The organism is Ideonella sp. WA131b, from assembly GCA_023657425.1.
Lineage (GTDB): Bacteria > Pseudomonadota > Gammaproteobacteria > Burkholderiales > Burkholderiaceae_C > Rubrivivax.
This window is the reverse complement of the sequence record JAGTJW010000002.1, coordinates 311,968-336,661: the sequence shown is the minus strand read 5'-3', so window position 1 is coordinate 336,661 and position 24,694 is coordinate 311,968. Positions and strand designations below refer to the sequence as shown.

Below are 24,694 nucleotides of genomic sequence, written 5' to 3'. Positions count from 1 at the left end.
TGGCGTAGGCGCGTCGCGCAGCGCGGGCTTGACGCCCGCGCCAGCGGCGCAACACCCGCCAGCGGCTTTGGCCGCCCCGGCCCTTCGGGTTGGGCCGATTTCGGGGCCCATGCGGCGTTGCCACGCTGGCCCGGGCGCACAGCCCGGGCTGCGCGCGGCGCCTGGCCTGGGCCCCGAAGTCGGCCCAACGCGGGGCTGGATTTCTGCCGCCCACGCTCCTAGAGCTTGTAGTCGGTGCCATCGCCCCGCATGGCACGCTCGATCAGCGCTTGCGACAGCCGCGGCGACAGCAGCTCGGCGAAGGCGATGACGTAGCGTCGCAGCCAGGCGCCGCGCTTGAAGGCCACGCGCGCGAGGTTGCTGCCGAACAGGTGGCCCAGAGGGCGTACCACGAGTCCGGGGTCGGCCCGTTCGTTGGGCAAGGTTGCGGCCACGGCGCTTTCGGCCACGATGCCGACGCCCAGGCCCAGGCGCACGTAGGTGATGATGACGTCGGAGTCGATGGCCTCCAGGGCCACCCGCGGGCTCAGCTGATGGCGCGCGAAGGCCTGGTCGATGCGGGTGCGTCCGGTCACCGTGGGGTGGTACAGCACCAGCGGCTCGGCCGCCAGCTGATCCAGCGTGGGTTGTTCAACGGCAGCCAAGGGGTGCGTCGCAGGCACCACCATCACATGCTGCCACTCGTAGCAGGGAAGCGTGACCAGGCCTTCGTGCCCGGCCAGCGCCTCGGTGGCGATGCCCATCACGGCCACGTCATCGAGCAGCATGCTCGCCACCTGCTCGGGCATGCCCTGGTGCAGCTGGACCTGCACCTTGGGGAAGCGACGGCGAAGCTCGGTCACCGGGCCGGGCAGGAAGTAGCGTGCCTGTGTGTGCGTGGTGGCGATCGACAGCAGCCCGACGTCCTGCTTGGAGAAATCCTCCCCGATGCGCTTGAGGTTGGCGACCTCACGCAGGATGATGTCCACCGAGCGCAGCACCTGCAGGCCGGGCTCGGTGACGCGACGGATGCGTTTGCCGTGGCGCGCGAAGATCTCGACGCCGAGCTCCTCTTCGAGCTCAATGATGGCCTTGCTGACGCCGGGCTGCGAGGTGTGCAGTGCCTTGGCTGTCTCAGTGAGGTTGAGGTTGCGGCGCACCGCCTCCTGGACGAAGCGGAACTGCTGCAGGTTCATCGACGCACCCCCGTCTGTGGGAGCTGCGCCAACGCGGCGGCGGCCATCGCTGCGACGACGCTGTCGATCTCGCCCACCGCGGGCAGCAGGCTCACCTGCAGGTCCGGGTGCGCGGCGCTCAACGTGCTCATCAGCAGCGGCAGGTCCTTGCGCACGTGGCCACCGGCGCCGAGGAACATCGGCAGCACCGTCAGCTGCGTGCAGCCGGCCGCGGCCAGCTCGGCGCCCGCTTCGGGGAGCGTGGGCGCCATGAACTCCAGGAAGGCCAGGCGGACCGGCAGCCCCGGCCGCGCCGCACGCACGGCGGCGGCCACGGCCTCGAACGGCGAGGCCCAACGCGGGTCCCGCGCGCCGTGGGCACAGAGAATCAATCCGGGGTGCATGGGCTGGGTGGGCGGGCGGCGGGATCAGCGGTAACGAACCAGCCACGCGAACGCGGCCATCGACAGCAACAAGTACGCGAGGCTGGGCACGGCAGCGGCCACCCAGGGCGTCCAGTCCTGGAGGTTGCCCACGTGGCCAGTGAGATTGTTCAGCAGGACAAAGCTGATCCCCAGCATGATGCCGCCGAAGACCTTCAGGCTCACGCCTCCGGCGCGCGCATGCAGGTAGGCGAAGGGCAACGCCAATGCAATCATCACCAGGCAAGACAGCGGGTACAGCGCCTTGCGCCAAAAACGGATGCGCTGGTTCTGGCTGGCCTGCTCCTGGTCGCTCAGATGCTGGCTGTAGCGCCACAGCTCCAGTGTGCTCATCGTCGCCACCGGCATCACAGCAGCAGCCACAACGCGTTCGTCGAGGGTGCTGGGCCAGGTCAGGGTGGTGTGGCGGGTGAGCGTCAGATGCAGCGGGCCGGGCTCGCGCGCGCTCGGCCATCGCGTGAGTTCGGCGTCGTCCAGCGTCCAGCTGCCGTTGTTCCCCACGCGGGCCTGCGGCGCGGAGATGCGCCGGACCAGCGCACCGTCGTCGTCGAACTCGAAGATGCGCACCCCCATCAGCGTACCGCCGCTGCCGGTGGCCGCGACGTTGACCGAGACGTTGCGCCCCTGGGCGGTCGTTCCGGCCGCGGCGTCGCGCCGTTCCTTGAGCCAGGCGCCGGCGCCACCGATCGCCAGCCCGCCTGCGAATCGCGCCTTGAGTTGCACGCCCTGGCGTTCCGCCCATGGCGCGATGAAGTCCCCGACGACGAAGGTGACGATGCCGAAAGCCACGCCGAGCACCGCCAGCAGTTGCAAGGCCCGCCCAGGCCCGAGTCCGCCTGTGCGCAGGATCGTGAACTCCGAAGTCTGGGCCAGTCGCGACAGCGTGTAGATGCTGCCGATCAGCACCGCAATCGGCAGCAGCTCGTACAGGTGCCCGGGCAGCTCGAGAAGCGCCGCCTGCCCGGCGTGCCAGGCCGTCCGGCCGCGCTGGCCCACGCTCTCGAGCTCGTCGACGAAGTCGACGAAGAAGAACAGAGACAGGAAGGCCAGCGCCACGAACAGCACAGAGGCCACGATGTCGCGGTACAGCAGCGCGCGTATGGTCTTCATGGTGCGGTCACCGTGCGGCGCCGCCCGGGCCAGCGCGTCACGCTGGCATGGTCGCGCCACCACAGCATCGCCAGCGCCAGCGCGAACACGCCGCCGTGCAGGCCGGCCAGCGCGGCGCCGAGACTGACGCGGTCGCTGGCCACCCAGGACTGGGTGAGATTGATCAGGTTGTAGTACACGACGAAGGCCAGCAGCGCGAACAGCAGATTCCAGTTGCTGGCCCGCCGAGGCTGGGCAGCCGCCAGCGCGATGCCCAGCAGCATCAGGTTGCCTGCACCCAGCACGAGGCCGAGGCGCCATGCGAGCTCGGCCTGGTGGCGTGGGGAGGGTTGCGCCAGCAGCGCGGCCGTCGGTACGGTGCGCGGGCTGCGCTGTTCCGCCGAGTGCGCGGCGCGCTCGCCGGTCAGCAGCCGGTAGCTCTCGAAGCGGGCCAGCGCTCGCCCGCCGCGGTCGAGGTCGACGCTGTTTCGCTGGCCGCGTTCGAGCACCAGGAAGCGGTCGTTGCCGTCACGCTCGAGCCGCCCGGCACGGGCCGTGGTGACCGACTCCGTGGCGCCGCTGCGCGTCAGGATGAACACGTTGCGCGCGTTCACGCCGTCCAGGCTTTCGCGTTCAACGAAGAACACGCGGTTGCCGTCCGAAGAGGTCTGGAACACGCCAGGCGTGACGCGGGCGAGATCGCTGCGCTGCTGGTACCGCTCGCGCAGTTCCAGGCTCGCGCGGTTGCCCCAGGGCCAGACGAACAGCGCCAGGAGCGCCACGACCAGCAACACCGGCCAAGCCGTGCGCAGCACGGGCTGCACGAAGCGGCCTATGCCGACTCCGCTGGCGAACCAGATGATCATCTCGCTGTCGCGGTACATGCGAGACAGCGCCACCACCACGGCAACGAACAGCGACAACGACAGCAGCGTGGGCAACTGCCCGAGTGTGACGTAGCCCAGCAGCAGCACGACGTCCTGCGGTGCCACGTTGCCACTGGCGGCCTGGCCCACCGAGCGGATCAGCGCGTTGGTAAGCACGATGGTCAGGATGACCACGAGGGTGGCTCCGAAGCCCCGGGCCAACTCCTTGCGGATGGTCGAATCGAATATCATTTGCGGCTTTACCTGACTCGTTCCATTATGGACTTCAAGACAACGACGGCCGGCTCGGCCTCGACGGCCACCGCCGATGCCCTGCTGGTCATCGTGGCGTCGGCCGAAGCCGCTGCGGCGCTCGATCTTCCCCTGGCTGACGAGTTCGCGCGCGCTCTGCGCGAAGGCGACCTCGACGCCAAGCCCGGGCAGGTCTTGTATGCGCACCGGCTGGCCGGCGTGAAGGCCGCGCGCGTGGCTTTCGCCTTCGCCGGTGCGGGTACGACGCGTGCGTTCCGGCGGGCTTTGGTGGCTGGCCTGGGCGTGCTCAAGGGCGGCGGCGCACGTACGCTGGCCGTTTGCACGGCTGGATTCGGATCGCTCGACGCCAGTCACGGCGAGGCACTGGCGGTGGTGGCCTCCGAGTCCACGTACCTTTATCGCGAAACCAAGCCCAGTGCCCCGGCATCCTCGCGCCTGAAGACGATCAGCCTGCTGTGCGCCGACAAGGCCGAGGCCGCCGCTGTGGCCGCGGGCCTGCGCACCGGCGAGGCCCTGGCAGAGGGCGTGACCCTGGCCCGCGAGTGGGCCAATCGCCCCGGCAACCACTGCACCCCCACCCACCTGGCCGAGCAGGCGCTGGCGCTGGCGCGCAGCCACGGTCTGAAGGTCGAGGTGCTGGAGCGCAAGGACTGCCAGAAGCTCGGCATGGGCTCCTTCCTGGCGGTGGCCCAGGGCTCGGAGCAGCCGCCCAAGTTCATCGTCATGCGCTGGATGGGCGGGGCCAAGGCCGACGCGCCGTTGGTGCTGGTCGGCAAGGGCGTCACCTTCGACACCGGCGGCATCAGCCTCAAGCCTGCGGCCGAGATGGACGAGATGAAGTTCGACATGGGTGGCGCGGCCAGCGTGCTCGGCACGATGGCGGCAGTGGCTCGACTCAAGGCCAAGGTCAACCTCGTGGGTATCGTCGTGGCCACCGAAAACATGCCCGGCGGTCGCGCCGTCAAGCCCGGCGATGTTGTCACCAGCATGAGCGGCCAGACCATCGAGATCCTGAACACCGACGCCGAGGGCCGATTGATCCTTTGCGACGCACTCACCTACGCCGAGCGCTTCAAGCCAGCCGCGGTGGTGGACATTGCCACCCTCACCGGAGCCTGCGTGATCGCGCTAGGGCACCACCGCAGCGGGCTGTTCAGCCCCGACGACGCCCTGGCCGCCGAGCTGCAGGCCGCCGGCGACGCGGCCTTCGATCCCGCCTGGCGCTTGCCGCTGGACGACGAGTACGACGAGGCCCTGAAGAGCCACTTCGCCGACATGGGCAACGTCGGCGGCCGCGCCGGCGGCGCCGTGACCGCAGCGATGTTCCTCAAGCGCTTCGCCGGCAAGCTGTGCTGGGCGCACCTCGACATCGCCGGCACCGCCTGGAAGAGCGGCGCAGCCAAGGGCGCGACCGGCCGCCCGGTGCCGCTGTTGACGCACTTCGTGCTCGGCCGCGTGCGCTGAGCGTCGCTACCCTGTGCCGGGAGCGCGTGGCGTGGAGGTGGAGTTCCACACCGGGCTGGCCGAGCCGCTGGACCACGCCATGCGCCTGGTGCGGAAGGCGCTGCGTGCGGGCAGCCGGGTTTGCGTCGTCTCGCCCCGCTGGGAGGCAATGTCGCGCCAGTTCTGGAGCTTCGAAGCCCGCGAGTTCCTGGCGCACGCCAGGCTCGGCGTGGCTGACACCGTGTGGCGGCGCAGCCCACTGTGGGTCGTGTCCGGCTTTGCCGAGACCCGCGCAGCCTGCGACGCCGCGCCATGTCCCGGCGTGTGGGTCAATCTTGGCGCCGATGCGCCTGGGCTCCTGGACGGTTGCGAGCGCCTGATCGAGTTGGTGTCGCAGCAGCCTGACGAAGTCGACGGCGGGCGACTGCGCTGGCGGGCCTACAAGGAGCGAGGGCTGAGGCCGGTGGTGCGCTTCGACGGGCGCGCAACGGCGCCGGGTCCGCGCAGCGGCTAGAGCTTGTCCGGATGGCGCGGCGCGCGGCGCGCCTACAATCCGAACGTTTTTTCGTCCCCCCAGGAGGATCCCTTGATGAATCTCAAGCTTGTCGCCGCCTCGGCGATGACCGTCGCGCTGCTTGCCGCTTGCGGCAAAAAGGAAGATGCGACGCCTGCGCCGGCCGCCACCCCCGCTGCCGCGCCCGCACCGGCGGCCACCACCATCAAGATCGGCCATGTCGCTCCCACCAGCGGCGCCATCGCGCACCTGGGCAAGGACAACGAGAACGGCGCCCGCATGGCGATCGACGAGCTCAATGCCAAGGGGTTGACGATCCAGGGCGTGAAGGTCAGCTTCGAGCTGTTGGCCGAAGATGATGCCGCCGACCCGAAGCAGGGGACGGCCGTGGCGCAGAAGCTGGCCGATGCCAAGGTCCACGGCGTCATTGGGCACCTGAACAGCGGCACCACGATCCCGGCTTCCAAGATCTACAGCGACGCCGGCATTCCGCAGATCAGCCCCTCCGCCACCAACCCCAAGTACACCCGCCAGGGCTACGCCACGGCGTTTCGCGTGGTGGCTGACGACGTGCACCTCGGCGGCACGCTGGGCAAGTACGCCGTCACCGAACTCAAGGGCAAGAGCATCGCCGTCATCGATGACCGCACGGCCTACGGCCAGGGTGTCGCCGACGAGTTCGAGAAGGGCGTCGCTGCCGCGGGTGGCAGCGTGGTGGGCCGTGAGTTCACCAGCGACAAGGCCACCGATTTCACCGGCATTCTGACCAGCCTCAAGGCCAAGAAGCCCGACGTCGTGTTTTTCGGTGGCATGGACGCCGTGGCCGGCCCGATGATGCGCCAGATGAAGCAGCTGGGCATCAACGCCAAGTTCATGGGCGGTGACGGCATCTGCTCGGGCGAGCTGCCCAAGCTGGCGGCTGGCGCCATGCGCGACGGCCAGGTCGTGTGCGCCGAAGCCGGTGGCATCGACGAGGCCGGCAAGCCCGCGATGGAGAAGTTCGAGGCTGACTTCAAGGCCAAGTTCAACGCCGACGTGCAGATCTACGCGCCGTACGTGTACGACGCCGTGATGACCATGGTTTCCGCGATGCAGAAGGCCGACTCGGCCGACCCCAAGAAGTATCTGCCGGCGCTGAAGGCCATCGAGTACCAGGGCGTGACGGGCAAGATCGCTTTCGATGAGAAGGGCGACATCAAGAACGGCGCCCTGACGCTCTACACCTACAAGGGTGGCAAGAAGGAGTCGCTGGGCATCGTGCGCTGACCAGCAACGAACGCCGTGCTGAAGAGGGCTCCCTGCGGGGAGCTTTTTTCATGGCGCCCACCCGTCTGCGGGTGTCGCCGGGCAACTGAAAACCCGCCGGGACAGGGCATCCGGGCGGGTCTGCAGGGGAAACCGCCGAAGCGACTTACTTCAGCTTCACTTCCTTGTAAAGCACGTGTTTGCGCGCTTTGGGGTCGAACTTCAGGAACTCGAGCTTCTCGGGCGTGGTCTTCTTGTTCTTGCTCGTGGTGTAGAAGTGCCCGGTGCCGGCCGTCGACTCCAGCTTGATCTTCTCGCGTCCGCCTTTGCTGGCCATGGTGATGCTCCTTCGCTGATCAGGCTTCGCCGCGCGCGCGCAGGTCGGCCAGGACGACGTCGATGCCCTTCTTGTCGATCAGACGCAGGGCGGCATTCGTGACCCGAAGGCGCACGAAACGGTTCTCGCTCTCGACCCAGAAGCGGCGGTACTGCAGGTTCGGCAGGAACCGGCGCTTGGTCTTGTTGTTGGCATGGGACACATTGTTCCCCACCATCGGGCCCTTGCCCGTGACTTGGCAGACGCGTGACATCGTCACATCTCCACGAACAGCCGGCACCCCGGGGCCTGAAGGACTGAACCAGCCCGACGGTGGTGTGTTGCGGCTTGACCTCGCCATGAGCGGGTGGCGGTTTCCCGAGCCGGGCTACCAAAGGCCGGCAAAGCCTGCAAGTATAGCGCGAGCGGGCGCTTAGGCCTCCTGCTGCTCCAGGAAGCGCTGCGCGTCCAGCGCCGCCATGCAGCCTGTGCCCGCCGAAGTGATGGCCTGGCGGTAGACGTGGTCCTGTACGTCGCCCGCGGCAAAGACGCCGGGCACGCTGGTCATCGTGGCCATGCCGTCCAGTCCGGTCCGGGTGACGATGTATCCGTCCTTCATCTCGAGCTGGCCCTTGAAGATGTCGGTGTTGGGCTGGTGGCCGATCGCGATGAAGCAGCCCTTGAGCGCCAGGTCCTTGACCGCACCCCCCCGCGTGCTCTTCAGGCGCACGCCGGTGACGCCGGAGTCGTCGCCCAGCACCTCGTCAAGCGTATGCCACAGGTGCAGCTCGATCTTGCCGGCCGCTACCTTGGCCATGACCTTGTCGACCATGATGGCCTCGGCGCGGAACTTGTCGCGGCGGTGCACCAGATGCACCTTGTCGGCAATGTTGGACAGGTACAGCGCCTCTTCCACCGCCGTGTTCCCGCCGCCGACGACGCACACGGTGTCGCCGCGGTAGAAGAATCCGTCGCAGGTGGCGCAGCCGCTCACGCCCTTGCCCATGAAGGCTTCCTCGCTGGGCAGGCCCAGGTACTTGGCGCTGGCGCCGGTGGCGATGATCAGCGTGTCGCAGGTGTAGCTGCCGCTGTCGCCCTTGAGCCTGAACGGGCGCTGGCGCAGATCCACCTCGTTGACATGGTCGAACACCAGGCTGGTGTCAAAGCGCTCGGCGTGCTCCAGGAACCGCTGCATCAGCTCGGGACCCTGCACGCCGTGCACATCGGCCGGCCAGTTGTCAACGTCGGTGGTGGTCATCAGCTGGCCGCCCTGCGCGATGCCGGTCACCAGAACCGGTTTGAGGTTGGCACGCGCGGCGTAGATGGCGGCGGTATAGCCTGCGGGACCGGAACCGAGGATCAGGACGCGGGCGTGGAGCGGGGCGTTGGGCATGGTCGGTGCGGATGCGTGTGAAGATGGCGCGTCGCTCGGGTGAGGAACGGATCATGAGCTTGGGTGCGCACCCGTGGGTTGCACGCCCTGCCATGGGCACAATAGAGTGACGTTCAAGACCGATTCTTGCAGACCGCATGCTTGTCCTGCGGGGGGTGCGGCCTGCTACAGAAAATGGGAGCCCTGCGTGTCGATGTTGTCCAACCTGGATCTGATCCGGCGAGTCCCGCTGTTCTCGATGCTGACGGCCGATCAGGCCCGGGCGATCGCCGACAGCGTCGGGAAGAGGCGTTTCCGACGGGGCGAACTGGTCGTCGAGATGGGATGCAAGAGCAACGCCCTGTTCATATTGCTCAACGGCCGTGCCCGTGTGCTCACGGCCGACAACCGCGGCCGCGAAGTCATCCTGGCAGTGCTGCAGTCGGGCGACTACGTCGGCGAGATGAGCCTGATCGACAACGAGCCGCATAGCGCGACCGTGCGTGCCGAGATACAGACCGACATGCTGGTGCTCGCCCGCGCCGACTTCGTGCGCTGCCTCCCCGAGAACAGCACGCTTGCCTATGGCGTGCTGCGCGGCTTGGTGAAGCGGCTGCGCAACGCCGACCGGCAGATCGAGAGCCTGGCACTGCTGGACGTTTACGGGCGCGTCGCGCGCACGCTTCTTGACATGGCCGAGGACATCGATGGCCTCAGGATCGTGCGCCACAAAGTCAGCCGTCAGGACATGGCCAAGGTGGTGGGCGCCTCACGCGAGATGGTCAGCCGCGTGATGAAGGATCTCGAGGAGCGCGGCGTGATCGAGACGCAGGAGAGCGGTTCGGTTGTCATCAAGGAACGGCTGACGAACGATTGAAGCTGGCGTCGCTGGGCTGGCCGCGGCATCGGCCAGAATGCCGCCCATGAGCTTTCCACTCGGCTCGCTTCAGGGCGACCTCGGGCACGACGACGGTGACGCGCCGGAATCCGGCGTGGCGCTGCCCTGGCGTCGCAAGGTCGCGTTGACGCTTGGTGGCCTGGCGTGGCTGTTGTTCTTGTTGGCGATGGCAACCCGCCATGCTGGCGACGCGGCGTTCTCCACCTCTGGCAGCGGCGAGCCGGTGAGCAACGCGGTCGGCCTCGTGGGTGCGAGGGCAGCCGACCTGGCGCTGTTCCTTTTCGGCTGGTCGGCCTGGTGGTTGGTGCCGGTGGGTTTGCGTGCCTGGCTGTGGGCGCTGGCGCGCAGTCTGCGCAGGCAGCCGAGGCCGCCCGGACCCGGGCACCTGCGGGTGCTGGCGGGCATGCTGCTGTTGCTGGCGGCCAGCTGCGCGCTGGAGTGGACCCGCTTGTACCGCTTCGAGCTTGCTCTTCCGGGGCATGCCGGCGGCGTGCTGGGCTGGTGGCTGGGCCCGCTGTCGATGCAGTGGCTCGGCTTCGCCGGTTCGGGCGTGCTGTGGATCGTGGCGCTGTTGGGTGGAGCCTCGCTGGCCCTGCGTTTCTCGTGGCTGGCGGTGATGGAGTCGCTGGGCGCTTGGGTCGATCACCTTCGCGAGCGAAGGGCCGAGAATCGCGAGCGCGCAGAGGACCTGCGCCTGGGCGAGCTCGCGGCGCGCGAGCGCGAGCTCGGCGTCGTCGAGGAACGCGATGCGATCGACGAACACCCGCCGCTGGTCGTCACGCCGCCGGCTGCGCCGCCGGTGCCCTCGGCCCGCGTGGCCAAGGAACGCCAGCAGCCGCTCTTCGCCGAACTCACCGACACCAGGCTGCCGCAAGTGGACCTGCTCGACGTGGCGGGCAACCGCCAGGAGACCGTCACGCCCGAGTCGCTGGAGATGACCAGCCGGCTCATCGAGAAGAAGCTCAAGGACTTTGGTGTCGAGGTGCGCGTGGTGGCGGCCAGCCCCGGCCCGGTCATCACGCGCTACGAGATCGAGCCTGCCACGGGTGTGAAGGGCGCGCAGATCGTCAACCTTGCCAAGGACCTGGCGCGCAGCCTGAGCCTGGTGAGCATCCGCGTCGTCGAGGTCATCCCGGGCAAGAACTACATGGCGCTGGAGCTGCCCAACGCGCGCCGGCAGACCATCCGACTCTCGGAGATCCTGGGCAGCGAGGTCTACAACGCCAGCGCCTCGATGCTGACCATGGGCCTGGGCAAGGACATCGTCGGCCACCCGGTGGTGGCGGACCTGGCGAAGATGCCGCATTGCCTGGTGGCAGGCACCACGGGATCGGGCAAGTCGGTCGGCATCAACGCGATGATCCTGAGCCTGCTCTACAAGGCCGAGGCTCGCGACGTGCGCTTGATCCTCATCGACCCCAAGATGCTCGAGATGAGCGTCTATGAGGGCATCCCGCACCTGCTGGCCCCGGTGGTGACGGACATGAAGCAGGCCGCCAACGCGCTGAACTGGTGCGTGGGCGAGATGGAGCGCCGCTACAAGCTGATGAGCAAGCTGGGCGTGCGCAACCTTGCCGGCTACAACAAGAAGATCGCCGAGGCCGCCGAGCGCGGTGAGAAGCTCGGCAACCCGTTCAGTCTGACGCCCGACGAACCTGAGCCCTTGGAGCGCCTGCCGCACGTGGTGGTGGTGATCGACGAGTTGGCCGATCTGATGATGGTGGTCGGCAAGAAGATCGAGGAGCTGATCGCGCGGCTGGCGCAGAAGGCACGTGCCGCCGGCATCCACCTGATCCTGGCAACCCAGCGGCCGAGCGTGGACGTGATCACGGGCCTCATCAAGGCCAACATCCCCACGCGCATGAGCTTTCAGGTCAGCAGCAAGATCGACAGCCGGACGATCCTGGACCAGATGGGCGCGGAGGCGCTGCTGGGCATGGGCGACATGCTCTACATGGCCAGCGGCACCGGGCTGCCGGTGCGCGTGCACGGCGCCTTCGTGTCCGACGACGAAGTGCACCGCGTGGTGGACTACCTCAAGCAGCAGGGCGAGCCCAACTACGTGGAGGGCATCCTCGAAGGCGGCGTGCTCGACGGCGAAGGCGACGCGGCCCAGGGCGGCGGCGGAGCGGCCACGGGCGGCGGCGAAGGCGACTCGATGTACGACCAGGCCGTGGCCGTGGTGCTGCAGCACAAGCGCGCCAGCATCTCGCTGGTGCAGCGCCACCTGCGCATCGGCTACAACCGCGCCGCGCGGCTGCTCGAGCAGATGGAGCAGGCCGGTCTCGTGTCGCCCATGGGCCACAACGGCAACCGCGACATCCTGGTGCCCAAACGCGACGAATGAAGCGCCACCCGGTCTCCCGCCGCGCGCTGCTGCTGGCTGCCGGCCTGGCGCTGGCGCCGGCCGCCCGTGCGCAGGACGCCGCCGAGCGGCTGCGCGCCTTCGTGCGCGACACGCGCTCGGGCCAGGCGCTGTTCACGCAGACCGTCACCTCGCCCGATGGCCAGCGCCGCCGCAGCAGCAGCGGCGAGTTCGCCTTCGCGCGGCCGGATCGTTTCCGTTTCGTCTACCGCAAGCCTTTCGAGCAGACGCTGGTGTCCGACGGCCAGAAGGTCTGGATGCACGATCCCGACCTCAATCAGGTGAGCTCTCGCCCGCTCGGGCAGGCGCTGGCATCCACTCCGGCCGCACTTCTGGCCGGCGGCGCGCTGGAGCCGGCTTTCGGCCTGCGCGCCGAGCCCTCGGCCGAGGGCCTGGACTGGGTGCGCGCCACGCCACAGGCGCGCGACGGCGCCTTCGAGTGGATGCGCGTGGGCTTCCGCGGCAACGAGCTCGCCGTCATCGAGGTGCAGGACGGCTTCGGCCAACGGTCGCGGCTGGTGTTTTCGCGCTTCGAGGCCAACGTGGCGCTGCCGGCGGAGCGCTTCCGCTTCGCCGTGCCGCCGGGCGCCGAACTCGTCGAGCAGTAACTGGGGCCAGGCGCATGGCGCAGGACGGCCTTTTCGACGAGACGCTGGCGGCCGGCACGCCGTCCTCGGTCACGGTGCCGCTGGCCGAGCGCCTGCGACCGCGCACGCTGGACGAGGTGGTGGGCCAGCGCCATCTGCTCGCGCCGGGCAAGCCGCTGCGCGTGGCCTTCGATGCCGCACGGCTGCCGTCGATGATCCTGTGGGGCCCGCCGGGTGTGGGCAAGACGACACTGGCGCGGCTGTTGGCCGGCGCCACGGGCGCGCATTTCATCGTGCTGTCGGCCGTGCTCTCGGGCGTGAAGGAGATCCGCGAGGCCGTTGAGCAGGCCCAGCGCCTGGCGCGCCAGGGCAGGGCGACGGTTCTGTTCGTTGATGAGGTGCACCGTTTCAACAAGTCGCAGCAGGATGCCTTCCTGCCGCACGTCGAGGCCGGGCTGTTCAGCTTCATCGGCGCCACCACCGAAAACCCGAGCTTCGAGGTCAACGCCGCGCTGCTGTCGCGCGCGGCGGTGTTTGTGCTCGAACCGCTGGATGAGACCGAGCTCGGCGAACTGCTCACGCGCGCGCAGGCCGCCATCCAGGGCCCGCAACCCGACGAGACTGCGAGCGCGCAGCTCATCGCCTTTGCCGATGGCGACGGCCGCCGCCTGCTCAACGCCTACGAGAGCGCCGTGGCCGCCCACCCTGGCGCCACCACGCTGGGCCCGGTGCAACTGGAGGCCGCCCTGGGCAAGCTGCTGCGGCGCGGCGACAAGGGTGGCGACGTCTTCTACGACCTCATCTCGGCCCTGCACAAGAGTGTGCGTGGCTCCGACCCCGATGCGGCGTTGTACTGGCTGGCACGCATGCTTGACGCCGGCATGGATCCGCGTTATGCCGCGCGCCGCCTGGTGCGCATGGCCAGCGAGGACATCGGCCTGGCCGACCCACGCGCGCTCGCGATGTGCCTCGATGCCGCGGCAGCATTCGAGCGCCTGGGCTCGCCCGAGGGCGAATTGGCCCTGGCGCAGGCTGCAGCCTACCTGGCCGTGGCGCCCAAGTCCAACGCCGTCTACAAGGCCTGGGGCGCGCTGCGCGAGCAGGTGGGCCGCGACGGCACCCACCCGGTGCCCATGCACCTGCGCAACGCGCCCACGGCGCTGATGAAGTCTCTCGGCGTCGGCACGGGTTATCGCTACGCCCACGACGAGGAGGAAGGCTACGCAGCCGGCGAGACCTATCTGCCGCCACACCTGGCCGGCCGCCGCTACTATGAGCCGCTGCCCCGGGGCCTGGAGCTGCGCATCGCCGACAAGCTCGCCGAACTCCGCCGCCGCGACGCGGAAGCCGCTCGCAAACCCCCGGCCGAGGACCCCGCGACCGACACCTAGAATCCGCGCCGTCTACCCCGGGCCGGGTTCTTGCATGACTCCCCGGTCAACGGAGATCCCCACGCATGGAAACATTCCTCCAGCAGATCATCAACGGTCTGGTCCTGGGCAGCATGTACGCCCTCGTGGCCCTGGGCTACACCATGGTGTACGGCATCATCAACCTCATCAACTTCGCGCACGGAGAGGTGCTGATGTTCGGCGCCCTCACCAGCTGGACGGTGGTGACGCTGCTGGTGGACACCGGGCTGCCGGGGTGGGCGCTGATGCTGATGTCGATGGGCTGTGCCGTGGTGGTGTGCGCGGCGCTCAACTTCTCGATCGAGAAGCTGGCCTACCGCCCCTTGCGCAACGCGCCGCGGCTGGCGCCGCTGATCACCGCCATGGGCATCAGCCTGCTGCTGCAGACCATCGCCATGATCCTCTGGAAGCCCAACCCCAAGCCCTATCCGCAGCTGCTGCCCACCGAGCCGATCAACCTGGGCGGCCCGGTGATCACGGTGACGCAGATCCTCATCCTGGGCGTCACGGCCATCGTGCTGGCGGTGCTGATGTACATCGTCAACCGGACCAAGCTCGGCCGCGCCATGCGCGCCACGGCAGAGAACCCGCGCGTGGCGGCGCTCATGGGGGTCAAGCCCGACCTCGTGATCTCGGCCACCTTCGTGATCGGTGCGGTGCTCGCCGCGGTAGCCGGCATCATGTGGGCGGCCAACTACGGCACGGTGCAGCACACCATGGGCTTCCTGCCGGGCCTCAAGGCCTTCACGGCCGCGGTGCTGGGGGGCATCGGTAACCTGGCCGGCGCCGTGGTGGGCGGCCTGCTGCTGGGTCTGGTGGAGGCTCTGGGTGCCGGTTATCTGGGCGCGCTCACCGGCGGCGTGCTCGGCAGCCACTACGCCGACATCTTCGCCTTCGTGGCGCTGATCCTCGTGCTCACGCTCAGGCCGCAGGGCCTGCTCGGCGAGCGCGTGGCCGACCGCGCCTGAGGGAGAGCCGCGATGCAGTCGATGCACACCAAGATCGTGGTCTTCGTGCTGTGCGCACTGGCGCTGTTGGCGCTGCCGCTGCTGATGCAGTCCGTGGGCATGGGCAATTTCTGGATCCGCATCCTGGCCACGGCGCTGCTGTACGTGCTGCTCGCGCTGGGCCTGAACATCGTCGTTGGCTACGCCGGTCTGCTGGACCTGGGCTTCGTCGCGTTTTACGCGGTGGGCGCGTACATGTACGCGTTGCTGGCCAGCCCGCACCTCTTCGAGACCTTCCCGGCCATCGCCGCGATGTTCCCGAACGGGCTGCACACGCCAATCTGGATGGTGATCCCGCTCGCCGCGGGGCTGGCGGCCATCGCCGGTGTTCTGCTGGGCACGCCGGTGCTCAAGTTGCGGGGCGACTACCTGGCCATCGTCACCTTGGGCTTCGGCGAGATCATCCGCGTGTTCCTGAACAACCTCGAGCACCCGGTGAACATCACCAATGGGCCGCGGGGGTTGGACCGCATCGACCCGATGACCATCGGACCGGCTGCCGACCCATGGGTCAACTTCGGCAAGCCGCTGGTCGTGGGCGGCTTTTCGATCCCGTCCGTCACGCTGTACTACTACCTGTTCCTGACCCTGGTGGTGGTGAGCGTCGTCATCTGTCACCGTCTCGAGACCAGCCGCATCGGCCGCGCCTGGATGGCGATCCGCGAAGACGAGATCGCCGCCAAGGCCATGGGCATCAACACCCGCAACATGAAGCTGCTGGCCTTCGGCATGGGTGCCACCTTCGGTGGGGTCAGCGGCAGCATGTTCGCGGCCTTCCAGGGCTTCGTCAGCCCCGAAAGCTTCAGCCTCATGGAGAGCGTGATGATCGTGGCCATGGTCGTGCTCGGCGGCATGGGCCACCTGCCCGGCGTGGTGCTCGGGGCTCTTCTGCTGGCAGCGCTGCCCGAGGTGCTGCGCGCGGTGTCGGGCCCACTCCAGCAGATGACGGGAGGGCGTCTCGATGCATCCATCCTGCGCCAACTTCTCATTGCGCTGGCCATGATCTCCATCATGTTGCTGCGGCCGCGAGGTCTGTGGCCGGCGCGTGAGCATGGCAAGGCGGCGGCGCAACCCGGACCTGTCGGAACGACCAAGGCATGAGCACCCCGCACAGCACCCTCACGGGCGAGGTCGTCCTCAAGGTCGCCGGCGTGAGCAAGCGCTTCGGCGGCCTGCAGGCGTTGTCCGATGTCGGCGTCACCATCCGCGCCGGCCAGGTGTATGGCCTGATCGGCCCCAACGGCGCGGGCAAGACGACTTTCTTCAACGTCATCACCGGGCTGTACACCCCCGACGGCGGCAGTTTCGAGCTTGGCGGCGCCCCTTATGAGCCCTCGGCGGTGCATGAAGTGGCGCGCCAGGGTATCGCGCGCACCTTCCAGAACATCCGCCTCTTCCCCGAGATGACGGCGCTCGAGAACGTGATGGTCGGCCGCCACGTGCGCACGAAGTCGGGTCTGGCGGGCGCCATCTTCCGCACCGCCGGATTCAAGGCCGAAGAGGCTGCGATTACGCAACGGGCTCAGGAACTGCTCGATTACGTCGGCATCGGGCGCTATGCCGAGTACCGTGCGCGCACACTGAGCTACGGCGACCAGCGGCGCCTGGAGATCGCCCGCGCGCTGGCCACCGAGCCCAAGCTGATGGCCCTTGACGAGCCCGCCGCCGGCATGAACGCCACCGAGAAGGTGGTGCTGCGCGAGCTGATCGACCGCATCCGCAAGGACGGCCGCACCATCCTGCTCATCGAGCACGATGTGAAGCTGGTGATGGGCCTGTGTGACCGCGTCACCGTGCTCGACTACGGCAAACAGATCGCCGAAGGCACGCCCGCCGAGGTGCAGAAGAACGAGAAGGTGATCGAGGCCTACCTGGGCGCCGGTCACGCAGCGCATTGAGGATTCGATGACGTCCAGCGACAAGGGCGCGGCCCTGCTCAAGGTCAGCGGCCTGAAGGTCGCCTACGGTGGCATCCAGGCCGTCAAGGGCGTGAGCTTCGAGGTCCGGCAGGGCGAACTCGTCAGCCTGATTGGCGCCAACGGCGCCGGCAAGACCACCACGCTGAAGGCCGTGACCGGCACGCTGCCGGTGGCCGACGGCGAGATCCACTACCTCGGCAAGTCCATCAAGGGGCAGGGCGCCTGGGATCTTGTCAAGCAGGGCCTGGTGATGGTGCCGGAGGGTCGGGGCGTGTTCACGCGCATGACCATCGTCGAGAACCTTCAGATGGGCGCTTTCGTGCGCAACGACAAGGACGGCATCGCCGCCGACATCGAGCGCGTCTTCGGCATCTTCCCGCGGCTGAAAGAGCGCGCCACGCAGCTGGCCGGCACGATGAGCGGCGGCGAGCAGCAGATGCTGGCCATGGGTCGCGCGCTCATGGCGCAGCCCAAGGTGCTGTTGCTCGACGAGCCCAGCATGGGCCTTTCGCCCATCATGGTGGACAAGATCTTCGAGGTCGTCGCCGACATCCACAGCCGCGGCACCACGGTTCTGCTCGTGGAGCAGAACGCCAGCCGCGCGCTGGGTCTGGCGGACCGCGGCTACGTGATGGAGTCCGGCGAGGTCACCATGTCGGGTGAGGCCAAGGCGCTGCTGGCCGATCCCAAGGTGCGGGCCGCTTACCTGGGCGAGTAGAGCGTCGCATGGCGTGCCGTCGCCCCGCCGGGTGAGAATCGGGATCCCGTTGCCGCCCCTGGCGCCGCCTGGCGCCCGAGCACATGCTCCAGCACCCGCAGTTCGACCCCGTCGCCATCGCGATCGGCCCGTTGGCCGTGCACTGGTACGGCCTCACCTACCTCGTGGCATTCGGCCTGTTCTGGTGGCTGGGTACGCGCCGCGTGGCGCTGCCGCAGTTCGCCGCGCGCGGCTGGACGCGCCGTGACGTCGAGGACCTGCTCTTCTGGGGGGTGATCGGCGGCGTCGTGGGCGGCCGCGTGGGCTATGCGCTTTTCTACAAGCCCGGCCAGTACCTCGCCAACCCGGTGGAGATCTTCATGCTCTGGAAGGGGGGCATGAGCTTCCACGGCGGCATGCTGGGCGTGATCGTCTCGCTGGCGCTGTGGGCGCGCTCGCGCGGGCGGCCCTTTCTCGAGATGATGGACGTCGTGGCGCCCTGCGTGCCCACCGGCCTGGCCTCGGGCCGCATCGGCAACTTCATCAACGGCGAGCTCTGGGGCCGCGCCGCCGACCCCGCGCTGCCCTGGGCGATGGTGTTCCCGCAGAGTGGCGGCGCGCTGCCGCGGCACCCCTCGCAGATCTACCAGTTCCTGCTCGAGGGCCTGCTGCTGTTCGCGCTGCTGTGGTGGTATGGCCAGCGCGAGCGTGCCCGCGGCCAGGTGGCGGCTGCCTTCCTCGTGGGCTACGGTGTGCTGCGTTTTGTGGCCGAGTTCTTCCGCGAGCCCGACAGCTTCCTGGGCATCCTGGCCCTGGGCATGAGCATGGGCCAGTGGCTGTGCCTGCCCATGATCGGGGGCGGCGTGGCGCTGTGGCTTTGGTGCGGCCGGCAGCCCGCCAGCCGCCCACGCTCCTAGGAGCGTGGGCGGCAGAAATCCAGCCCCGCGCCGGGGCGGCCAAAGCCACTGGCGTAGGCGCGTCGCGCAGCGCGGGCTTGACGCCCGCGCCAGCGGCGCAACACCCGCCAGCGGCTTTGGCCGCCCCGGCCCCTCGGGTTGGGCCGATTTCGGGGCCCATGCGGCGTTGCCACGCTGGCCCGGGCGCACAGCCCGGGCTGCGCGCGGCGCCTGGCCTGGGCCCCGAAGTCGGCCCAACGCGGGGCTGGATTTCTGCCGCCCACGCTCCTAGCATGCCGCCATGCGCCAGATTTTTCTTGATACCGAAACCACCGGCCTGTCGGCCGAGCAGGGAGACCGCATCATCGAAGTCGCCTGCATCGAGCTCGACAACCGCCGTTTCAGCGACCGCCGCTTTCACCACTATGTGAACCCCGGGCGCAGCAGCCACCCCGACGCGGTGCGGGTGCACGGCATCACTGACGACTTCCTGGCCGACAAACCGGCGTTTGCGGTCGTGGTCGACGAACTGCTGGCCTTCGTGAACGGCGCCGAGGTGATCATCCACAACGCCGCTTTCGACCTCGCCTTTCTCGATGCCGAGCTCTACCGGCTGGGTCGCCCGCGTTTCTCGGAGCACTGCGCGCAGGTCACCGACAGCCTGCTCATGGCCCGCGAGCAGTACCCAGGCAAGAGCAATTCTCTGGATGCGCTGTGCCGACGGCTGGGGGTCGACACCTCCGGGCGCGACCTTCACGGAGCGCTGATCGACGCCGACCTGCTGGCCCAGGCGTACCTGGCGATGACGCGTGGACAGGACTCGCTGGTTGTCGATTCCGCGGAAGGGGCATCGCCCTTGGGGGGCGCGCGCAGCGAGGAGGTTTCGTCCGACCTGCGCGCCCTCGTGCTGCCGCTGCTCGAGGCGAGCGGCCCTGAACGGAAGGCACATGACGAGTTGCTGCGCGAGCTGGACAAGGCCTGCAAGCAGGGCGCGGTCTGGCGTCCGAACGAGCTGCCCTCGGCCGTGGCATAATGCCGGGCTACCCGGAACACGTTTTGTTCGCAGATTCCGGGCGGTTAGCTCAGCGGTAGAGCACTGCCTTCACACGGCAGGGGTCGCAGGTTCGAACCCTGCACCGCCCACCAGCATCGGCCTGCGGCTGCGCAGGCATCAAGCGGCACCTTCGTGTGCCGTTGGTCTTTCTGAGCCGATGCGGCTAAGGTGGAGCCTTGTCGAACGCCTCCCCCTTCCTGCAAGTCCTGCATGCCGAGTGGCGATTGATGCGCCGCCACCGGCGGCTGGCGATCGCCTTCGCGGGTGTGCTGCTGGTGCCGGCGCTTTACGCCTTCATCTACCTGAAGGCGATGTGGGACCCCGCCTCGCACACGCGCGAGCTGCCTGCCGCGCTGGTGAACCTGGACGAAGGCGCCCATTACCGCGACCGCTCGTTGAACCTCGGCACCGAGGTCATCGAGGCCATCCGACGGCACGGCCAGTTCCGCTACCTGCGTTACGACGATGCCGAGCAGGCCCGCCGCGACGTGCGCCGCGGTCTGCTCGCCTTCAGCCTCGAGCTGCCCAGGGACTTCAGCCGCAGCGCGCTGCCGGCCGAGCAGCCCGGCGCCGCCAAGCTCACGATCTACACCAGCGAAGGCAACCACTACGCAAGCGCCGGGTTCGCAAGGCGCTTCGCCCCTGAGGTGGCGCAGCGCGTCAATACCATGCTCGGCGAGGCCCGCTGGGAGCTGGTGCTGTCGACCGCCGCCGGCTCGCAGCGCAGCCTGGAGGCGCTGCGCGGTGCGCTGGTCGACCTGCACGGCGGCAGTGCCGAGCTCGCCGCGGGCATGGCGCGCGTGCGCGAAGGCGGGGCGCGGCTGTCCGATGGCGCGGCAGCGGCGGCCGATGGATCGCAGGGCTTGCGAGCCGGGGCCACGCAGCTCAACGAGGGCGCGCAACAGCTCGCAGCCGGCCTGCGCCAGCTCGGACCGGTGCTGAAGGGCATCGACCGCACACGGCCCTCCGACGTCGATCTGCTGGCGCTGCGCGGTGGGGCGCGGGCCCTGGTCGACGGGCAACAGGAACTCGGGCGGGGGCTTGGCGGGCTCGCTGCCGGGGCGCGGCGCGTCGAGGCCGGCCTCGGCTCGCTCAAGACCGCGGCCGACGAAGTGCCTCTGTTCGGTTCCCGTCTGGTGGAAGGCATCGTGCCCTTGGAGGACGGCGCCGGCCAACTCGTCAGCGGCCTCGATCAGGCCGTGGCCGGCCAAGCCCGCCTGCTTGGCGGTGCGGAGCGTCTGGAGGATGGCGTCACCGCGTTGGCCGAGGGCACTCAGCGTGCCGGTGCGGCGCTTGCGCCGGTGCTGGGGCGCCTCCCTGACGATGCCCGACTCGACAGCTTCGTCGACGGCGCCCGTGAGCTCGTGCGGGGCCAGGAGTCCTTGAACGGCGGCCTGCGCCAGCTGGCTTCGGGCCAGCAGGTGCTGCATTCCGGCCTGGTCCAACTGGCCGACGGCGCCGACCGCCTCGCCGCTGGCATCGGCCTCGTGCGCGGCAGCCTGCCGGGCGGCGTCGATGCGCCAGGTGGCAGTGCGCAGGGCCTGGCGCTGTCGGTGGAGCCGCGCATCGAGGTGGCTGCGCCGGTGCCCAATCACGGAACGGCGCTGACTCCGAACTTCGTGCCGCTGGCGCTGTGGGTGGGCGCAGTGATGGCGGCCTTTCTGGTGCACTGGCGCCGCGTACCCGAGCCGCTGGGCACGGCGCCCACCTGGCAGGTGGGCGCGGCCAAGCTGACGCTGCCGTTGGCGGCGGTGCTGCTGCAGGCCTTGTTGATGCTGGCGCTGTTGCGCGGCGTGCTGCAGGTGCCGGTGGCCGCACCGGCGGCCTTTGCGGCGACGCTGTTTGTGGCGTCGGCCACCTTCCTGGCATTGGTGTTCGCGCTGGTGCGCCTGCTCGGCGACCTGGGCAAGGTGATCGCCGTGCTGCTGCTGGTGGTGCAGGTGTCGGCAGCCGGCGCGCTGTTGCCCATTGAGCTGTCCGATGCCGAGTTCCAGGCCATCCACCCCTATCTGCCATTGTCGTGGGTGGTGCGGGCGTTCCGTGTCAGCCTGTTTGGCGCCTTCGAGGGCGAATTGGCGGCGCCGCTGGGCACCGTGGCTGCCATTGGCGTGGCAGCCCTGGCGCTGGGGCTGCTGACAGGTCGCTCGCGCGAAGTGCCGACATCGCAGTGGCGCCCTCCGTTGGACCTGGATTCCTGACGGCGCAGGCTCTTCGTCAGATGCGCAGACCTGTCGTCGTGTATATTGAAGTTGACACTCTCAGGCAGCGATGAACCACGCCTTCCCCTTCAGCGCCATCGTCGGTCAGGACGAGATGAAGCTCGCGATCCTGGTCGCCGCGGTCGATCCCGCCGTCGGCGGCGTGCTCATCTTCGGCGATCGCGGCACCGGCAAGAGCACCGCGGTGCGCGCACTGGCGGCGCTGCTGCCCAGGATGAAGGCCGTCGTCGGCTGCCGTTATGCCTGCGACCCCGTACGTCCGTTCTGCAGCAAGGCCGAGCCCTGCGCTGGCCGAGCCGGCGGCAAGAGCGCGCCGGTGGGCGTGGCGGTCGTTGACCTGCCGCTGGGCGCCACCGAAGACCGTGTCGTCGGCGCGCTCGACATCGAGCGCGCCCTCACCGAAGGCACGAAGCACTTCGAGCCCGGGCTGCTGGCCCGTGCCAACCGCGGCTTCCTGTACATCGACGAGGTCAACCTGCTGGAGGACCACCTCGTGGACCTTCTGATCGACGTCGCCGCCTCGGGCGAGAACGTTGTCGAGCGCGAGGGCCTGTCGGTGCGCCACCCCGCGCGCTTTGTGCTCGTGGGCAGCGGCAACCCCGAGGAGGGCGAACTGCGCCCGCAGCTGCTCGACCGCTTCGGCCTCGCGGTCGACGTGCGCACACCGCAGGACCTGCCCACGCGCATCGAGGTCATCAAGCGCCGCGACGCCTTCGAGCGCGATCCCGAGGCCTTCGCCGCACGCTGGAAGAAGGACGAGGACGCCACGCGCCGCCGTGTCGTGCGCGCCCGCGAGCGGCTCGCCAAGGTGAGCCTGGGGGATGCCGCACTGGTGCGCATCGCCAGCCTCTGCACGGCGCTGGGCACCGATGGCCTGCGCGGCGAGTTGACGCTCATGCGCGCAGCACGGGCCTTTGCAGCGCTGCAGGGCGATGCGGCGGTTTCCGACGCGCATGTCCACGCCATCGCCCGGCCCGCGCTGCGCCACCGCCTGCGCCGCGACCCCCTGGACGACACCGATGCCGGCGTGCGTGTTGAGCGTGTGTTGGCCGAGGCCTTCGGCGCTCCGCAGGCCGCGGCTGCCTGAGCGGGCCGCCTGCAGCCGCCAGCCGACGATGGCCGACGCCAGCGAGTCCGCCGGCCGGGATCTGGCCCTGGCTGCGGCGCTGCTGGCCGTCGATCCACGCGGCCTTGGGGGCGCTCGCCTGATGGGCCCTGCCGGCCCGGTGCGCGACGCCTGGCTCGAGGCCCTGCGCGCGCTGCTGCCTACGGGCACACCTTGGCGGCGGCTGCCGCAGCACGCCAGTGAAGACCGCCTGTCCGGGGGGCTGGATCTGCAGGCGACGCTGGCCACGGGCCGCGCAGTTCTGCAGCAGGGGCTGCTGGCTGCCGCCGACGGTGGCATCGTGGTGGCTGCGATGGCCGAGCGGTTGACACCCGGCACCGCAGCGCAAGTGGCCGCGGCGCTGGACAGCGGCACGCTGCGCGTCGAGCGCGACGGTCTGAGCGCCGTGGTGCCCGCCGGCTTTGCGCTGCTCGCCCTCGACGAGGCCGAGGGCGACGACAGCCCGCTGGCGGCGGCCTTGGCCGACCGACTGGCCTTGTGGCTGCCCTTGCGCGGCCTGGGCTGGCGCGACGCGCCGCAAGCCGCCGACGTGGCCGCTTGGGCCGAAGCCGTGGCCGAGGCGCGGCGCCGCGTTGCCACGGTGCAGGTGCCCGACGAACTGGTGGCCGCGCTGGTCGCGGCCACGCTCGTGCTGGGCGTCGATTCGCCGCGCGCTGCCTGGGCCGCGGTGCGGCTTGCGCGAGCCTCTGCGGCGCTGTTCGGCCGGGGCATGGCAGACGCCGGGGACGCCGACCGCGCCGCGGCTCTGGTGCTTGCGCCGCGCGCGACGCGCCTGCCGCCGGACCGGGCTGAGGAGACTGCCGAGCAGACTCCGCCACCGACCCCGCCGCCCGACGAAGCCGCATCACCACCGCCGGGCGAAACCCCCGCGTCACCGCACGAAGAAACGACGCCGCTTCAGGACCGCGTGCTCGATGCCGCCACCGCCGCCATCCCGCCCGGCCTGTTGGCGCAGCTGCTGCACGGCGATGCCGCGCGTGCGCGCTCGGCGCGCGGGGGCAAGGCCGGCGCCACGCAGGTCTCGCGCAGCCGTGGGCGGCCGCTGGGCGCGCGCCGCGGCCCGCCATCGCAGGGCGCGCGGCTGCACCTGGTGGCCACGCTGCGCGCCGCCGCGCCCTGGCAGCCACTGCGCCGCAGGGCCTGGACCGCGCAGCCGGACCGCGCTCAAGGCCCGCGCGTGCACGTCCGGCCCGACGATTTCCACGTGCGTCGCTACGCCGAAAGGCGCGGTACGACCACGGTGTTCGCGGTCGACGCGTCCGGCTCGGCCGCATTGCACCGTCTCGCCGAGGCCAAAGGGGCCGTCGAGCTGCTGTTGGCCGAGTGTTATGTGCGGCGCGACGAAGTGGCCGTGCTGGCCTTCCGCGGGCGCGGTGCCGAGTTGCTGCTGCCGCCCACACGCTCGCTGGTGCGCGCGCGGCGTTCCCTGGCCGGCCTGCCCGGTGGCGGCGGCACGCCGCTGGCCGCGGGCATCGAGATGGCGCTTCGCGTGGTCTCGCAGGTGCAGCGTGAAGGCGCGTCGCCGCTCGTGGTGCTGCTCACCGACGGCCGCGCCAACGTGACGCTGGGAGGGCAGGGCGGGCGCACTCAGGCGGCCGAAGACGCACTGGCCGCGGCCCACCGGCTGCGCGCCCTGCGCGTGCGCAGCCTGCTCGTGGACACCTCGGTGCGGCCTGAGCCGGCAGCGGCGGCGCTGGCCTTGGCCATGGGTGCCCGCTACCTGGCGCTGCCACAGGCCGATGCGCACGCACTGAGCGGCGCTGTGCAGGCGGTGCTGCGAGCGCCGCAGGCGCCCTGAG

23 protein-coding genes and 1 tRNA gene are annotated in these 24,694 nt (G+C 69.6%); 17 read left to right on the top strand and 7 right to left on the bottom strand.

Features of this window, described 5'->3' with window-relative positions; genetic code table 11:
- Positions 1-218 precede the first annotated feature (218 nt).
- The 4 genes from KA711_11620 to lptF are packed head-to-tail and all read right to left on the bottom strand — an operon-like array spanning position 219 to position 3,804.
- Positions 219-1,175, bottom strand: a complete 957-nt coding sequence (locus KA711_11620) for a CysB family HTH-type transcriptional regulator (GenBank protein MCM0609619.1) — start codon at positions 1,173-1,175, stop codon at positions 219-221.
- Positions 1,172-1,558 carry a CbiX/SirB N-terminal domain-containing protein gene (locus KA711_11615; protein ID MCM0609618.1) on the bottom strand — a complete coding sequence of 129 codons (387 nt, stop codon included), beginning with the start codon at positions 1,556-1,558 and terminating at the stop codon, positions 1,172-1,174. The genes KA711_11620 and KA711_11615 overlap by 4 nt, the downstream gene beginning before the upstream one ends.
- A 24-nt stretch (positions 1,559-1,582) precedes the next feature.
- The gene (gene lptG, locus KA711_11610; GenBank protein ID MCM0609617.1) at positions 1,583-2,707 is read right to left on the bottom strand and encodes an LPS export ABC transporter permease LptG; all 1,125 of its coding nucleotides are present in this window, start codon (positions 2,705-2,707) and stop codon (positions 1,583-1,585) included.
- Complete coding sequence (gene lptF, locus KA711_11605; protein ID MCM0609616.1) at positions 2,704-3,804, bottom strand: LPS export ABC transporter permease LptF; 1,101 nt, start codon at positions 3,802-3,804, stop codon at positions 2,704-2,706. Before lptF ends, lptG begins: the two co-directional genes overlap by 4 nt.
- 27 nt (positions 3,805-3,831) lie before the next feature.
- Between lptF and KA711_11600 the strand changes: the two genes are divergently transcribed.
- The 3 genes from KA711_11600 to KA711_11590 all read left to right on the top strand — a co-directional run bounded on the left by KA711_11600 (position 3,832) and on the right by KA711_11590 (position 7,048).
- Entirely contained in the window at positions 3,832-5,289 is a 1,458-nt protein-coding gene (locus tag KA711_11600) for a leucyl aminopeptidase (protein MCM0609615.1), read from the top strand.
- A 13-nt stretch (positions 5,290-5,302) separates the two neighbouring features.
- The gene (locus tag KA711_11595) at positions 5,303-5,782 is read left to right on the top strand and encodes a DNA polymerase III subunit chi (protein MCM0609614.1); all 480 of its coding nucleotides are present in this window, start codon (positions 5,303-5,305) and stop codon (positions 5,780-5,782) included.
- A 75-nt stretch (positions 5,783-5,857) separates the two neighbouring features.
- Positions 5,858-7,048 (top strand): branched-chain amino acid ABC transporter substrate-binding protein, encoded by a 1,191-nt coding sequence (locus tag KA711_11590; GenBank protein MCM0609613.1) that lies wholly within the window; start codon positions 5,858-5,860, stop codon positions 7,046-7,048.
- 145 nt (positions 7,049-7,193) lie between these two features.
- Here KA711_11590 and rpmG read toward each other — a convergent pair whose 3' ends face one another.
- The 3 genes from rpmG to trxB form a co-directional block, all read right to left on the bottom strand.
- Positions 7,194-7,364, bottom strand: coding sequence for a 50S ribosomal protein L33 (gene rpmG, locus KA711_11585; GenBank protein MCM0609612.1), 171 nt, complete (start codon positions 7,362-7,364; stop codon positions 7,194-7,196).
- A 19-nt stretch (positions 7,365-7,383) separates the two neighbouring features.
- The gene (rpmB, locus tag KA711_11580) at positions 7,384-7,617 is read right to left on the bottom strand and encodes a 50S ribosomal protein L28 (protein ID MCM0609611.1); all 234 of its coding nucleotides are present in this window, start codon (positions 7,615-7,617) and stop codon (positions 7,384-7,386) included.
- 159 nt (positions 7,618-7,776) lie between these two features.
- On the bottom strand, positions 7,777-8,736 hold the full coding sequence (gene trxB, locus KA711_11575) for a thioredoxin-disulfide reductase (protein MCM0609610.1): 960 nt from the start codon (positions 8,734-8,736) through the stop codon (positions 7,777-7,779).
- A gap of 187 nt (positions 8,737-8,923) precedes the next feature.
- On the opposite strand from trxB, the gene KA711_11570 reads away from it, so the two are divergent.
- The 14 genes from KA711_11570 to KA711_11505 all read left to right on the top strand — a co-directional run bounded on the left by KA711_11570 (position 8,924) and on the right by KA711_11505 (position 24,693).
- Positions 8,924-9,592 (top strand): Crp/Fnr family transcriptional regulator, encoded by a 669-nt coding sequence (locus KA711_11570; protein ID MCM0609609.1) that lies wholly within the window; start codon positions 8,924-8,926, stop codon positions 9,590-9,592.
- A gap of 46 nt (positions 9,593-9,638) precedes the next feature.
- A complete protein-coding gene (locus KA711_11565; GenBank protein MCM0609608.1) occupies positions 9,639-11,960 on the top strand; it encodes a DNA translocase FtsK 4TM domain-containing protein in 2,322 nt (773 codons plus the stop codon).
- Complete coding sequence (gene lolA / locus KA711_11560; GenBank protein ID MCM0609607.1) at positions 11,957-12,586, top strand: outer membrane lipoprotein chaperone LolA; 630 nt, start codon at positions 11,957-11,959, stop codon at positions 12,584-12,586. The genes KA711_11565 and lolA overlap by 4 nt, the downstream gene beginning before the upstream one ends.
- A 14-nt stretch (positions 12,587-12,600) precedes the next feature.
- A complete protein-coding gene (locus tag KA711_11555; GenBank protein MCM0609606.1) occupies positions 12,601-13,956 on the top strand; it encodes a replication-associated recombination protein A in 1,356 nt (451 codons plus the stop codon).
- Positions 13,957-14,021: 65 nt separating this feature from the next.
- Positions 14,022-14,945, top strand: a complete 924-nt coding sequence (locus KA711_11550; protein MCM0609605.1) for a branched-chain amino acid ABC transporter permease — start codon at positions 14,022-14,024, stop codon at positions 14,943-14,945.
- A 21-nt stretch (positions 14,946-14,966) separates the two neighbouring features.
- Positions 14,967-16,085 (top strand): ABC transporter ATP-binding protein, encoded by a 1,119-nt coding sequence (locus tag KA711_11545; protein ID MCM0609604.1) that lies wholly within the window; start codon positions 14,967-14,969, stop codon positions 16,083-16,085.
- A complete protein-coding gene (locus KA711_11540; GenBank protein MCM0609603.1) occupies positions 16,082-16,882 on the top strand; it encodes an ABC transporter ATP-binding protein in 801 nt (266 codons plus the stop codon). Before KA711_11545 ends, KA711_11540 begins: the two co-directional genes overlap by 4 nt.
- 7 nt (positions 16,883-16,889) lie before the next feature.
- Positions 16,890-17,621: an ABC transporter ATP-binding protein gene (locus KA711_11535; GenBank protein ID MCM0609602.1), complete on the top strand. Its 732-nt coding sequence runs from the start codon at positions 16,890-16,892 to the stop codon at positions 17,619-17,621.
- 83 nt (positions 17,622-17,704) lie between these two features.
- Positions 17,705-18,517, top strand: a complete 813-nt coding sequence (locus KA711_11530) for a prolipoprotein diacylglyceryl transferase (GenBank protein MCM0609601.1) — start codon at positions 17,705-17,707, stop codon at positions 18,515-18,517.
- Between the two features lie 280 nt (positions 18,518-18,797).
- Positions 18,798-19,529 (top strand): DNA polymerase III subunit epsilon, encoded by a 732-nt coding sequence (gene dnaQ / locus KA711_11525; protein ID MCM0609600.1) that lies wholly within the window; start codon positions 18,798-18,800, stop codon positions 19,527-19,529.
- A 38-nt stretch (positions 19,530-19,567) separates the two neighbouring features.
- Positions 19,568-19,642, top strand: a tRNA-Val gene (locus KA711_11520).
- 84 nt (positions 19,643-19,726) lie between these two features.
- On the top strand, positions 19,727-21,748 hold the full coding sequence (locus tag KA711_11515; protein ID MCM0609599.1) for a YhgE/Pip domain-containing protein: 2,022 nt from the start codon (positions 19,727-19,729) through the stop codon (positions 21,746-21,748).
- Positions 21,749-21,818: 70 nt separating this feature from the next.
- On the top strand, positions 21,819-22,856 hold the full coding sequence (gene bchI / locus KA711_11510) for a magnesium chelatase ATPase subunit I (GenBank protein ID MCM0609598.1): 1,038 nt from the start codon (positions 21,819-21,821) through the stop codon (positions 22,854-22,856).
- A 28-nt stretch (positions 22,857-22,884) separates the two neighbouring features.
- Positions 22,885-24,693, top strand: a complete 1,809-nt coding sequence (locus KA711_11505; protein MCM0609597.1) for a magnesium chelatase subunit D — start codon at positions 22,885-22,887, stop codon at positions 24,691-24,693.
- Position 24,694 lies beyond the last annotated feature (1 nt).